The following is a 12,699-nucleotide window of genomic DNA, read 5'->3' on the forward strand; positions in this document are numbered from 1 at the left end:
GTGGCCGATCAGGTCGACCTGAGCGACGTGTGGAAGGCGACGCTGGAGGAGCTGGCCGACGAGATCTCGTCGCGCCAGCAGAGGGCATACCTCCAGTTGACCAACCTGCGCGCCATCGTCGAGGACACCGCGCTGCTGGCCGTGCCGGACGCCTTCACCCGAGACGTGATCGAGTCGCGGCTGCGCCCCGCGATCACCGAGGCGCTGAGCCGCCGGCTGAACCGGCCGATCCAGGTCGCCGTCACCGTGAAGCCCCCGGAGGACGGCACCGGGCTGCCCGGCACTGTCTACGGCACGCCCGTCGACCAGCCGACCGAGGAAGAGCCGCAGCCGCGGCACTACGCCGAGCCGGAACAGCGCCCGCAGCCCGAGATGCCGGCGTACGCGCATGACCCGTACGCGGAAAGCCGGCCCTCCTATCGCAACGTGCCGACGGCCCGGGGTGGGCAGGAAGCCCTTTTTGACGCCGCGCCCGCGGCACCGCAGCAACCCGCGCCGATGCCTCCCGCGCCGATCAGCCCGATGAGTCCGATGAGTCCGATGAGCCGTCCGCCGATGGCGCCCGAGCAGCCGGCCGCCGGCGAGCCGCCGCACCGGATGCCGCCGGACCAGATGCGTGATCAGCCCCGCCCGGACAACCGGCCCACGCTGATCGAGGACGCGCTGCCCACCCGCGGCGACAACGGCCCCGGCCGCGCGCCCATGGACATCCGGCCGTCGAGCAACCCGCGTGGCACGAACGACGGCAACCGCCTCAACCCGAAGTACATGTTCGAGACGTTCGTCATCGGCTCGTCCAACCGCTTCGCCCACGCCGCCGCGGTCGCCGTCGCCGAGTCACCCGCGAAGGCCTACAACCCGCTGTTCATCTACGGCAGCTCCGGTCTGGGCAAGACGCACCTGCTGCACGCGATCGGCCATTACGCCACGACGCTCGGCCACGCCCGCGCGGTGCGCTACGTTTCGACCGAGGAATTCACCAACGACTTCATCAACAGCCTGCGCGACGACAAGACCCAGGCGTTCCAGCGGCGCTATCGCGACGTCGACATTCTGCTGATCGACGACATCCAGTTCCTGGAAAATCGCGAGCGCACCCAGGAGGAGTTCTTCCACACCTTCAACACGCTGCACAACGCCAACAAGCAGATCGTCATCAGCTCCGACCGTTCCCCGCGCCAGCTGGCCACGCTCGAGGACCGCATGCGCACCCGTTTCGAATGGGGTCTGCTGGCCGACATCCAGCCGCCCGACCTCGAGACGCGTATCGCGATCCTCCAGAAGAAGGCCGCCCAGGAGCGGATGTACGCGCCGGACGACGTGCTGGAGTTCATCGCATCGCGCGTCTCCAATTCGATTCGCGAGCTCGAGGGCGCCCTCATCCGGGTGACGGCGTTCGCCAGCCTCACCCGCTCGGTGGTGCAGCTCTCGCTGGCCGAAGAGGTCCTGCGCGACTTCATGCCCGACGGCGCCGGCCCCGAGATCACCGCCGACCAGATCATGGTCTCCACCGCCGACTACTTCGGCGTCTCGCTGGAGGACCTCCGCGGCCACTCCCGCAGCCGCGTCCTGGTGAACGCCCGCCAGGTGGCCATGTACCTCTGTCGCGAGCTGACCGACCTCTCCCTGCCGCGCATCGGACAGGCCTTCGGCGGCCGCGACCACACCACCGTCATGCACGCGGACCGCAAGATCCGCCAGCACATGGCCGAGCGGCGCTCGCTCTACAACCAGATCGCCGAGCTGACCAACAGAATCAAACAGAACACCTGATTCCGTACGCGTCGACAGCGCCGCCCTGACTCAGCCGCCCTCAGTGGCGGCTGATCTGTTTCCGGCGCCTCCCTCACGCCGCGGCCCTCGCCGCCGCTCCCCTCAAGATCGCGCGCAGCCCGCGCCGCCGCCACAGACCGCCCCCACCCCATAGGGCGGGGCCAGTTTGGCACCCGGGTGTGACAAGAATCCGCGGCCGTCCACAGCAGCGGGAACCCCTGATGAGTTCGCGCTCGATTCGCACACCAAGTCACCAAAGTTCGGCGCCGGCAGTGGGGAGAGCGCCCGGCGGTGATGACTTCCCGCGCCTCCCGCACGCCACATCATCAAGATCTGGGAACGCCAGCGCCCGACGCCGCTCGCCACGGCCGCAGCTGGAGCGAGCACCGACGGGGGCAAGGAGCTCTGCCGTCGTCCACAACATCACGAGTTACCCACAGGCTGGGCCACCCGAAAGAGTGTCGTTTAGGCGTTTTCCATACCTTTGCCCACAGCCTGTGCATAACCCCGGTGCACATCCGCCAGACCGACGTCAATCCCCACTCACACACAGCCCACGCTTGTCAACGTCAGAACGGAACCGTTTCGTGCCAACGTTATCCACACCAATCCACAGGAGTTCACAGGCCTTTATCCCCAGCGGTGGACAACCCTCGGCCGCTCAACCCACAGATGTGGACGAAGCCTGGGGAAATCGATGTGGACAGACACTCTCCGTCACGCGGCTGTCCACGGCCTGTGGACGCGTGTGGATTTCCTGTTGAAGGATCTGGGGAGAACGACCCGGTAGCGTTCCGACGCTATGCACAGGTCGGGGGACAAACCCCGTGGATATCCGGTGGATAGCCGGTGGACAACGGTGGACAACCGAAGTCGGGTCGACGACTGTGGACGCAGACCGGGGTTTGTACCCTGGTTGCCCACATGTGAATCACCGGTGGATAACCCGTTGACCTGCACCAACTTGAGTTCTCCACACTGTGCACAGGCCCTACTAAGACGACTAGAAGTTTTCTAGTAGAGAACAAAAAGCAATCAACGGCGTTGGGGATGTTGTGGATTGGGCCGCCGGCGGCTCCCGTCTCCTCGCAGTGCAAGAAGCAACGGCAGGGCCGGGCGCACCCTGGCTTGCCGACCGCAATAAAGTTCGTGGGGGTCGAAGCCCCCGACAAGAAGCCCCCGACAAGAGGAAGCGACGCGGAGGACAGCATGAAGTTCCGGGTGGAGCGAGACGCACTCGCCGACGCCGTGGCATGGACGGCCAAGAGCCTGCCCAGCCGTCCGTCGGTGCCGGTGCTCGCCGGCGTCATGCTGCGAGTCACCGACGGCCGGTTGCACGTCTCAGGTTTCGACTACGAGGTCTCCAGCCAGGTGAGCGTCGAGGTGCAGGCCGACGCCGACGGGGCCGCGCTGGTCTCCGGCCGCCTGCTCGCCGAGATCACCAAGGCGCTGCCGGCCAAGCCGGTCGACATCGCCGCGGTCGGCGCGCATCTGGAGCTCGTCTGCGGCAGCGCCCGGTTCACGCTGCCGACGATGCCGGTCGAGGACTACCCGACCCTGCCGGAGATGCCGTCGAGCGCCGGCACTGTCGACGCCGCCGGCTTCGCGGCCGCGGTCGCCCAGGTGGCCATCGCCGCCGGCCGCGACGAGACGCTGCCGATGATGACCGGCGTCCGCATCGAGCTGAACGGCTCCACGATGGCGATGCTGGCGACCGACCGCTACCGCCTCGCCATGCGCGAGATGGAGTGGAACCCGGACGACCCCGAGATCAGCCTCAACGCGCTCGTCCCGGCCAAGACGCTGAACGACACGGCCAAGACCCTCGGCCCGCTCGGCGGCTCGGTGACGCTCGCGCTGTCGCAGGGCAACGCGGGCGAGGGGATGATCGGCTTCGCCGGTGGCACCCGCCGCACCACGAGCCGCCTGCTCGACGGCGCCAACTACCCGCCGGTGCGCTCGCTGTTCCCCGCGAGCCACAACGCGGAGGCCCGGGTCGGCGTCGCCGCCCTGGTCGAGGTCGTGCGCCGGGTCGCCCTGGTCGCCGAGCGCACCACCCCGGTGCTGCTCAGCTTCAGCGAGGACGGGCTGGTCGTCGAGGCTGGTACCACCGAGGAGGCCCGGGCCAGTGAGGCCATGGAGGCGACGTTCACCGGCGAGGCGCTCACCATCGGCTTCAACCCGCAGTACCTGATCGACGGCATGCAGAACCTCGGCGCCCCCAACGCGGTCCTGTCGTTCGTCGATGCGTTCAAGCCGGCTGTGATCTCCCCCGCAGGCGAAAACGGCGAAATCGTGCCCGGTTACCGCTATCTGATCATGCCGATCCGGGTAACGCGCTGATACTGGGCTGGAGAGAACCGCACATCTAGGGGGAACACCATGCAGCTTGGCCTTATCGGTCTCGGGCGGATGGGCGGCAACATGGCCGACCGAATCCGTTCCGCGGGGCACGAGGTGGTCGGATTCGATCACCACCCGGACAAGAGGGACGTGAGCTCGCTCGCCGAGCTCGTCGAGAAGCTCCAGGCGCCGCGGGTCGTGTGGACCATGGTTCCGGCCGGTGAGATCACCGAGAGCACGATCGACCAGCTGAGCGAGCTGCTCTCCGACGGTGACCTGATCATCGACGGCGGCAACTCCAAGTTCACCGACGACCGCCCCCGCGCGGAGCGGCTCGCCGCCAAGGGCATCGGGTACATGGACTGCGGCGTCTCCGGCGGCATCTGGGGCAGCCAGAACGGGTACGCGCTGATGGTCGGTGGCAGCGAGGCGGACGTCGCGAAGGCGATGCCGATCTTCGAGGCGCTCAAGCCGGCCGGCCCGTACGGGTTCGTCCACGCCGGCCCGGTCGGCGCCGGCCACTACACCAAGATGGTTCACAACGGCATCGAGTACGGCATGATGCAGGCCCTCGCCGAGGGCTGGGAGCTGCTCGAGGCGTCGGAGTACGTGGACGACGTCCCCGGCGCGATCAAGAGCTGGCGCGAGGGCAGCGTCGTCAAGTCCTGGCTGCTCGACCTGCTCGACCGGGCGCTCGACGGCGACCCCGAGCTGGGCAAGCTCAAGGGCTACGCCGAGGACACCGGCGAGGGCCGCTGGACGGTCGACGAGGCCGTGCGTCTCGCCGTGCCGGCCCACGTCATCGCCGCGTCGCTGTTCACCCGATTCGAGTCGCGCCAGATCGACTCGCCGGCGATGAAGGCCGTCGCCGCGCTGCGCCAGCAGTTCGGCGGCCACGCCGTCGTCGGCTGATCAGGGCGAATTCACTGAGCTTCCCAGGCGGCTTCGCCGCACTGCAAAGGAAATCGAGGAGATGTACGTACGCCGGGTCGAGTTGGCCGACTTCCGCTCGTACGAGCGGGTGGCGGTCGACCTCGACCCGGGCGTGTCCGTGCTGGTCGGCCAGAACGGCATGGGCAAGACGAACCTCGTCGAGGCGCTCGGCTACGTGGCCACACTGGACAGTCACCGGGTGGCCACCGACGCTCCGCTGGTCCGGGCGGGCGCGGCGAGCGCCGTCATCCGGTGCGCGATCGTCCACGATGGACGCGAGCTGCTGGTCGAGCTCGAGATCGTCCCCGGCAAGGCCAACCGGGCCCGGCTGAACCGCTCGCCGGTACGCCGTCCCCGCGAGGTGCTCGGCGCGCTGCGCATGGTGTTGTTCGCCCCCGAGGATCTCGAGCTGGTCCGCGGCGACCCGGCCGCACGCCGGCGCTATCTCGACGACCTGCTCGTCGCCCGCCAGCCCCGCTACGCCGGCGTCCGCGCCGACTACGACAGGGTGATCAAGCAGCGCAATGCCCTGCTGCGCACGGCGTACCTGACCCGCAAGGTCGGCGGCACCCGCGGCCAGGACCTGTCCACGCTGGCGGTCTGGGACCAGCACCTCGCCCAGCACGGCGCCGAGCTGCTGGCCGGCCGTCTCGAGCTGGTCGCCGCGCTCGGCCCGCACCTGACCAAGGCCTATGACGCGGTGGCGGCCGGGAGGACGGCCGCGTCCATCGCGTACGCGTCGAGCCTCGGTGACGCCCTCGCACCCGACCGTGCCGCGCTCGAGCAGGCATTGCTCGCCGCCCTGCAGGAGCGCCGGACCGCCGAGATCGAACGCGGGGTGACCCTGGTCGGCCCGCACCGCGACGACCTCACCCTGGCCCTGGGCGACCTGCCGGCGAAGGGCTACGCGAGCCACGGCGAGTCCTGGTCGTTCGCCCTGGCGCTGCGCCTGGCCGCCTACGACCTGCTGCGCTCCGACGGCATCGAGCCGGTGCTGGTCCTCGACGACGTGTTCGCCGAGCTCGACGGCGGCCGCCGCGACCGCCTCGCCGCCCTGGTCGCCGACGCCGGCCAGCTGCTGGTGACCTGCGCGGTGCCCGAGGACGTCCCGTCTTCGCTGCGCGGCGCCCGCTTCGACGTGACCCTCGGATCGGTGTCCCGTGCCCAGTGATGACCGCCCCTACGACCCGACCGCCGAGCGGTTCTTCCCCAAGGGCGACTTTCCACAGCCCGATCCACACCTCGGCGAGGGCGACACCGCCCCGTCCTGGTACGACGCGCCGCCCCCGGACGATCGGGAAGGAAAGCCCGGCGAGCGGGCCGCTGCGCCCGATCGGGAGCCGGGGGCAGGAGTGGATCAGGGTCCGGGGGATTCCGAGGCCCAGGGAGGCGCTGAGGGCGCTTCCGGGCCGGAGCTGGCGCGGGCGGTGCTCGACGCCGCGCTCGCCAAGCGCAAGGCCGCCGCGGCCAACCCCCGCCGCCGCAGCGGGACCGGCGCCACCGGCAAGCGTCCGCGGGGCTATTCGGGCCCGGGTCCCGATCCGCGCGATCCGCAGCTGTTCGGCGACGTTCTGGCCCGGATCATGAAGGCTCGTGGCTGGGAGAAGCCGAAGGCCGAGGCGACCGTGTTCGGGGCGTGGGAGCGGGTGGTCGGGCCGGAGATCGCCAAGCACAGCCGCCCGGTGAAGCTGGACGACGGCGTGCTGACGGTCGAGGCCGAGTCGACGGCCTGGGCCACCCAGCTCCGCCTGCTCGCCGCGTCGCTGCTGCGCAGCATCGCCACCGAGGTGGGCCACAACGTGGTCAAGAAGCTCAACATCCACGGGCCGGCCGCGCCGTCGTGGAGCCGGGGCCCGCGCCGCGTGCAGGGGCGGGGCCCGCGGGACACGTACGGCTGATCCGGCTTTGTGCTCTTGAATTTGAAGTTTCAAGAGATGGCGGAGCGTAACGGGACAGCAGGTGGTTTGCGCGCTTGCTCAGTAATCGGCGAAAACGGCAAATCCTCGATCGGCGCATCTGCGGTAGAAGCCGCCCAAAATCGCCAGCTCGGACCGGGCGAAGCTCCAGTGCGGCGCGTTGCCGGCGTCGTCGCGCAGGGCCGACAGGCGGTTCTCCAGCCAGCGCAGCTGCTGCTCGGCGAGGCGGCCCTGGTTGATCGCGGCGCGCATCACCTCGGCGACGGTGTCGAAGGTGACCAGGTCACCGAACTTCTCGTGGCCCTCGACGAAGCGCTCGAGGCCGCCGGCGATCCACGCGCAGCCATCGGGATCGATCACCGGGTCCTCGTCCTCGGCGGCGGCGTCGGTCGCGTAGAGCACGCCGTCCAGGCCCAGCAGCAGGTCGACAAGCTCGGTGTACGCGGTGGCGCGCACCGTGCCGGTCTTCGCGATGTGCAGGGCCAGCGCCCCGGTCGGTGCGGCGATCTCGGGCGCGTCGGCGATCGCCCCGAAGTCGACGAACTCGGCGGGAGCCACCGGGTCGTAATACTGGTTCGTGCGCGGCCAGTGCACCGCGACGTTCTCCAGCCCCTTGTCGTGCGCCATGTTGGGGGCCACCCCTCCTCGACCTGCTGCGCGGCCGTCCGGCCATCCACCGGATCCGCGCGGGCGAGAGTACGACACCACGGCCCGGTGTTGTGAGGCAGTGTCGCAGCGCGTGGCCGCTCGGTCCGGCAGGCGCGCGGTGGCGATCGGCAGCCCGATGACTTGTCGTTGCGTTGGGCGGCTCTTCCGTGTAGGGGGAGACGTGGGTGGCGGCTCCGATCGCGCTACGGCGATCTGAGGCACCCGGACGGGGTGCCGGACCCCCGCGAACTCGATTCGGCGAGGTAGAATCGACACAGACCGGGAAAGCATTGCTGAGCGTTGACAGCCGTCACGCTACGCGGTTTTTCCAGCCGATCACGATCCGCGGACCCGCCGCGGCGACCGGCGTGCACGGTTCCACCGGTGGTCCGCTCCTCCCCGCGGCGTCTGCCTGTGTCCCGTCGTGCCCGCCGGTTGTCCGCGCGTGCGCCCGCCAACCCCGTTGCGGGCCTCTCACCAGGGGTCCGGCGCGAGAAAGTGGCCGAGGGTGGCAGAGAAGAAGCAGGAATACGGTGCGGGTCAGATCACCGTGCTCGAAGGCCTCGAGGCAGTCCGCAAGCGTCCCGGCATGTACATCGGCTCGACCGGCGAGCGCGGCCTCCACCACCTGGTCTGGGAGGTTGTGGACAACGCCGTCGACGAGGCGATGGCCGGCTACTGCGACACCGTCGACGTGGTCCTGCTGGCCGACGGTGGCGTCTCGGTCACCGACAACGGCCGTGGCTTCCCCGTCGATCTCCACCCGAAGCTCAAGAAGCCCGGCGTCGAGGTCGCGCTGACGATCCTGCACGCCGGCGGCAAGTTCGAGGGCACGGCCTACAAGGTCTCCGGCGGCCTGCACGGCGTCGGCGTCTCGGTCGTCAACGCGCTGTCCACCCGCATGCACGTCGAGATCCACAAGGACGGCTTCGTCTGGCGCCAGGACTACAACGCCTCGAAGCCCAGCCCGCTGCAGAAGGGCGAGTCGACCACCACGAGCGGCTCGACCGTGCAGTTCTGGGCCGACCCGACGATCTTCGAGACCACCGAGTACGACTTTCAGACCATCTACCGGCGCTTGCAGGAGTACGCCTTCCTCAACAAGGCGCTGAGGATCAACTTCACCGACGAGCGCTCGGTCGACGAAGAGGGCAACCACCGCAAGGTCACGTTCATGTACGAGGACGGCATCTCCGACTTCGTCCGCCACCTGAACATGACGAAGAACCCGATCCACAAGACGGTCATCGACTTCGGCTCGGAATCGGCCGAGGAAGGCATGGCCGTCGAGATCGCCATGCAGTGGAACGAGTCGTACGGCGAGTCGGTCTACACCTTCGCCAACTCGATCAACACGCATGAGGGCGGCACCCATGAGGAAGGCTTCCGCGCCGCGCTGACCGGCATCGTCAACCGGTACGGCGCCGAGAAGAAGTTCCTCAAGAGCGACGAGAAGCTCTCCGGCGAGGACATCCGCGAGGGCCTCGCCGCGATCATCTCGGTGAAGCTGCAGAACCCGCAGTTCGAGGGCCAGACCAAGACCAAGCTCGGCAACACCGACATGAAGAGCTTCGTCCAGCGGGTCACCAACGAGCAGCTGGCCGACTGGTTCGACCGCAACCCCGCCGACGCGAAGACCATCATCACCAAGGCCTCGCAGGCGGCCCGCGCGCGCATCGCCGCACAGCAGGCCCGCAAGCTGGCCCGGCGCAAGTCGCTGCTGGAGTCCGGCTCGATGCCGGGCAAGCTGGCCGACTGCCAGTCCACCGACCCGCGGGTCAGCGAGCTGTTCATCGTCGAGGGCGACTCGGCCGGCGGCTCGGCCAAGCAGGGCCGCAACAGCCAGATCCAGGCCATCCTGCCGATCCGCGGCAAGATCCTGAACGTGGAGAAGGCCCGCATCGACCGGGTGCTGAAGAACAACGAGGTCCAGTCGCTGATCACCGCGCTGGGCACCGGCATCCACGACGACTTCGACATCGCCAAGCTGCGGTACCACAAGATCGTGCTGATGGCGGACGCCGACGTCGACGGCCAGCACATCCAGACACTGCTGCTCACACTGCTGTTCCGCTTCATGCGGCCGCTGGTCGAGCAGGGCCACGTCTACCTGGCCGCGCCGCCGCTTTACAAGATCAAGTGGAACAAGCGGGGCGACGACGCGCAGTACGCCTACTCTGACCGGGAGCGGGACGGCCTGATCGCGCTGCGCCAGCAGAAGAAGCCGAACGCCAAGCCGGACGACATCCAGCGGTTCAAGGGCCTCGGCGAGATGAACTTCCACGAGCTGTGGGACACGACGATGGATCCGGCGACGCGCACGCTGCGTCAGGTGACGCTCGATGACGCTGCAACAGCGGACGAGCTCTTCAGCGTCTTGATGGGTGAGGACGTCGAGGCGCGGCGCTCGTTCATCCAGCGCAACGCCAAGGACGTGCGGTTCCTCGACATCTGAGGGCGTCGGGGTGCTGTGGATATCCACAGCACCCACCGGCTTTCCACAACGTTATCCACAGCAAGATGCGCGCTTTGGCCGTACTTGTCTGGTTTCACCTTGAGTAAGGGTTAACAGTGACTGACACTCCGGAAACCCCCGTCGGCGACAACTCCCCCGAGGAGGCCGGCGGCGGTGTGACCCAGCGAGTCGAGCCGGTCGGCCTCGAGGTCGAGATGCAGCGCTCGTACCTCGACTACGCGATGAGCGTGATCGTGGGCCGCGCGCTGCCCGACGTGCGGGACGGCCTCAAGCCGGTGCACCGCAAGATCCTCTACGCGATGTACGACTCGGGCTTCCGCCCGGACCGCGGCTACGTGAAGTGCGCCCGCGTCGTCGGCGACGTGATGGGCAACTACCACCCGCACGGCGACTCCTCGATCTACGACGCCCTGGTCCGCATGGGCCAGCCGTGGTCGCTGCGATACCCGCTGATCGACGGCAACGGCAACTTCGGCTCGCCGGGCAACGACCCGCCGGCGGCCATGCGCTACACCGAGTCGAAGCTGTCGCCGCTGGCGATGGAGATGCTGCGCGACATCGACGAAGACACCGTCGACATGCAGGACAACTACGACGGGCGTACGCAGGAGCCGACGATCCTGCCGGCCCGCTTCCCCAACCTGCTGGTCAACGGCTCCGAGGGCATCGCGGTCGGCATGGCCACCAAGATCCCGCCGCACAACCTGCGCGAGATCGCGGCCGCCGTGCAGTGGTACCTCGACAACCCGGAGGCGGACGAGGCGGAGACACTCGAGGCCTGCCTCGGGCTGGTCAAGGGCCCCGACTTCCCGACCAAGGGCCTGATCGTCGGCCAGCAGGCGATCCAGGACGCGTACCGGACCGGGCGCGGCTCGATCCGGATGCGGGCGGTCGTCGAGGTCGAGGAGGACCCGCGCGGCCGGCCCTGCCTCGTCGTCACCGAGCTGCCGTACCAGGTGAACCCCGACAACCTCGCCGAGCGGGTCGCCGAGCTCGTCAAGGAGGGCAAGCTCACCGGCATCGCCGACATCAAGGACGAGTCCTCCGGCCGTACGGGAATGCGGTTGATCATCGTCCTCAAGCGCGACGCGGTCGCCAAGGTCGTGCTCAACAACCTGTACAAGCACACTCAGCTGCAGGAGACGTTCGGCGCGAACATGCTGGCGCTGGTCGACGGCGTGCCCCGCACGCTGAACCTCGCCCAGTTCATCCGCTACTACGTCGACCACCAGATCGAGGTCATTCGCAGGCGTACGGCATTCCGCCTGCGCAAGGCCGAGGAGCGCGCGCACATCCTGCGCGGCCTGGTCAAGGCGCTCGACATGCTCGACGAGGTCATCGCCCTCATCCGGCGCTCGCCGACCGTCGAGGACTCGCGCCAGGGCCTGATGCAGCTGCTCGACGTGGACGAGGTGCAGGCCACCGCGATCCTCGACATGCAGCTGCGCCGCCTGGCCGCCCTCGAGCGCCAGCGCATCATCGACGAGCTGGCCAAGATCGAGATCGAGATCGCCGACCTCAAGGACATCCTCGCCAAGCCGGAGCGGCAGCGGGCGATCGTCTCCGAGGAGCTCGGCGAGATCGTGCAGAAGTTCGGCGACGAGCGGCTGACGCAGATCATCCCGTTCGACGGCGAGGTCTCCATGGAGGACCTCATCGCCCGCGAGGACGTTGTGGTGACCATCACACGTACCGGTTACGCGAAGCGCACCAAGACCGATATGTACCGGTCGCAGAAGCGCGGCGGCAAGGGCGTGAGCGGTGCCACGCTGCGGCAGGACGACATCGTCTCGCACTTCTTCGTGATCTCGACCCACGACTGGATCCTGTTCTTCACGAACAAGGGCCGGGTCTACCGGGCGAAGGCGTACGAACTGCCCGAGGCGGCCCGCGTCGCCAAGGGCCAGCACGTCGCCAACCTGCTCGCCTTCCAGCCCGACGAGCACATCGCCCAGGTGATCCAGATCCCGAATTACCAGGTCGCGCCGTACCTTGTGCTCGCCACTAAGAATGGGCTCGTGAAGAAGACCCGACTCGAAGAATTTGACTCCAACCGCAGCGGTGGCATCATCGCCATCAACCTGCGGGAGGATGACGAGTTGGTGGGCGCTGCCCTGGCGGCATCGGAGAACGATCTTCTGCTCGTCTCCAAGCACGCCCAGGCGATCCGGTTCAACGCGACCGATGAGGCGCTGCGCCCGATGGGCCGGGCCACCTCGGGTGTCATCGGCATGCGCTTCGGCGACAACGACGAGCTCCTCGCGATGGAAGTGGTTCGCGAGGGCATGGATGTGTTGGTCGCCACCAACGGTGGGTATGCAAAGCGGACGCCGATCGAGGAGTATCCGGTACAGGGCAGGGGCGGCAAGGGCGTTCTCACCGCGAAAATCACGGAACGACGTGGTGGCCTGGTGGGCGCGCTCGTGATCAGCCCGGAGGATGAACTATTTGCCATCACCAGCAATGGTGGTGTCATCCGGACTCCCGTGAAGCCTGTACGGCGCACGCGGGATCGGAACACAATGGGGGTCAAGCTGATGGACCTCCCAGAAGGTGTAACCATCGTGGCGCTTGCTCGCAATGCCGACGAGCCTGACGAACAGGACTAGT

General features: G+C 68.2%; 8 protein-coding genes. 7 read left to right on the top strand and 1 reads right to left on the bottom strand.

Annotated features, from left to right (window positions below; genetic code table 11):
* From dnaA to ACQPZX_RS00025, 5 genes are all read left to right on the top strand, one after another.
* Positions 1-1,773, top strand: a complete 1,773-nt coding sequence (gene dnaA / locus ACQPZX_RS00005) for a chromosomal replication initiator protein DnaA (protein ID WP_433372560.1) — start codon at positions 1-3, stop codon at positions 1,771-1,773.
* Between the two features lie 1,209 nt (positions 1,774-2,982).
* Complete coding sequence (dnaN, locus tag ACQPZX_RS00010) at positions 2,983-4,116, top strand: DNA polymerase III subunit beta (RefSeq protein ID WP_433386021.1); 1,134 nt, start codon at positions 2,983-2,985, stop codon at positions 4,114-4,116.
* 39 nt (positions 4,117-4,155) lie between these two features.
* Positions 4,156-5,028, top strand: a complete 873-nt coding sequence (gene gnd / locus ACQPZX_RS00015; RefSeq protein ID WP_433372562.1) for a phosphogluconate dehydrogenase (NAD(+)-dependent, decarboxylating) — start codon at positions 4,156-4,158, stop codon at positions 5,026-5,028.
* A 61-nt stretch (positions 5,029-5,089) separates the two neighbouring features.
* Complete coding sequence (gene recF / locus ACQPZX_RS00020; RefSeq protein ID WP_433372565.1) at positions 5,090-6,220, top strand: DNA replication/repair protein RecF; 1,131 nt, start codon at positions 5,090-5,092, stop codon at positions 6,218-6,220.
* Between the two features lie 181 nt (positions 6,221-6,401).
* Positions 6,402-6,947, top strand: coding sequence for a DUF721 domain-containing protein (locus ACQPZX_RS00025; RefSeq protein WP_433386024.1), 546 nt, complete (start codon positions 6,402-6,404; stop codon positions 6,945-6,947).
* Positions 6,948-7,025: 78 nt separating this feature from the next.
* On the opposite strand, the gene ACQPZX_RS00030 is transcribed toward ACQPZX_RS00025, so the two are convergent.
* Positions 7,026-7,592 (bottom strand): hypothetical protein, encoded by a 567-nt coding sequence (locus ACQPZX_RS00030; protein WP_378975586.1) that lies wholly within the window; start codon positions 7,590-7,592, stop codon positions 7,026-7,028.
* 529 nt (positions 7,593-8,121) lie between these two features.
* Here ACQPZX_RS00030 and gyrB point away from each other — a divergent pair.
* Both gyrB and gyrA read left to right on the top strand, forming a co-directional pair.
* Positions 8,122-10,068, top strand: coding sequence for a DNA topoisomerase (ATP-hydrolyzing) subunit B (gyrB, locus tag ACQPZX_RS00035; RefSeq protein ID WP_433372567.1), 1,947 nt, complete (start codon positions 8,122-8,124; stop codon positions 10,066-10,068).
* Positions 10,069-10,184: 116 nt separating this feature from the next.
* Complete coding sequence (gene gyrA / locus ACQPZX_RS00040; RefSeq protein ID WP_433372569.1) at positions 10,185-12,698, top strand: DNA gyrase subunit A; 2,514 nt, start codon at positions 10,185-10,187, stop codon at positions 12,696-12,698.
* The last annotated feature ends 1 nt before the right edge of the window (position 12,699 follow it).

This window comes from Actinoplanes sp. CA-142083 (assembly GCF_050942195.1).
Classification (GTDB): domain Bacteria; phylum Actinomycetota; class Actinomycetes; order Mycobacteriales; family Micromonosporaceae; genus Actinoplanes.

What these genes read in the sequence shown, in the direction of transcription:
- ACQPZX_RS00030 (WP_378975586.1), bottom strand. Translation starts at nt 7,592, where the DNA reads ATGGCGCACGACAAGGGGCTGGAGAACGTCGCGGTGCACTGGCCGCGC.
- dnaN (WP_433386021.1), top strand. Translation starts at nt 2,983, where the DNA reads ATGAAGTTCCGGGTGGAGCGAGACGCACTCGCCGACGCCGTGGCATGG.
- recF (WP_433372565.1), top strand. Translation starts at nt 5,090, where the DNA reads ATGTACGTACGCCGGGTCGAGTTGGCCGACTTCCGCTCGTACGAGCGG.
- gnd (WP_433372562.1), top strand. Translation starts at nt 4,156, where the DNA reads ATGCAGCTTGGCCTTATCGGTCTCGGGCGGATGGGCGGCAACATGGCC.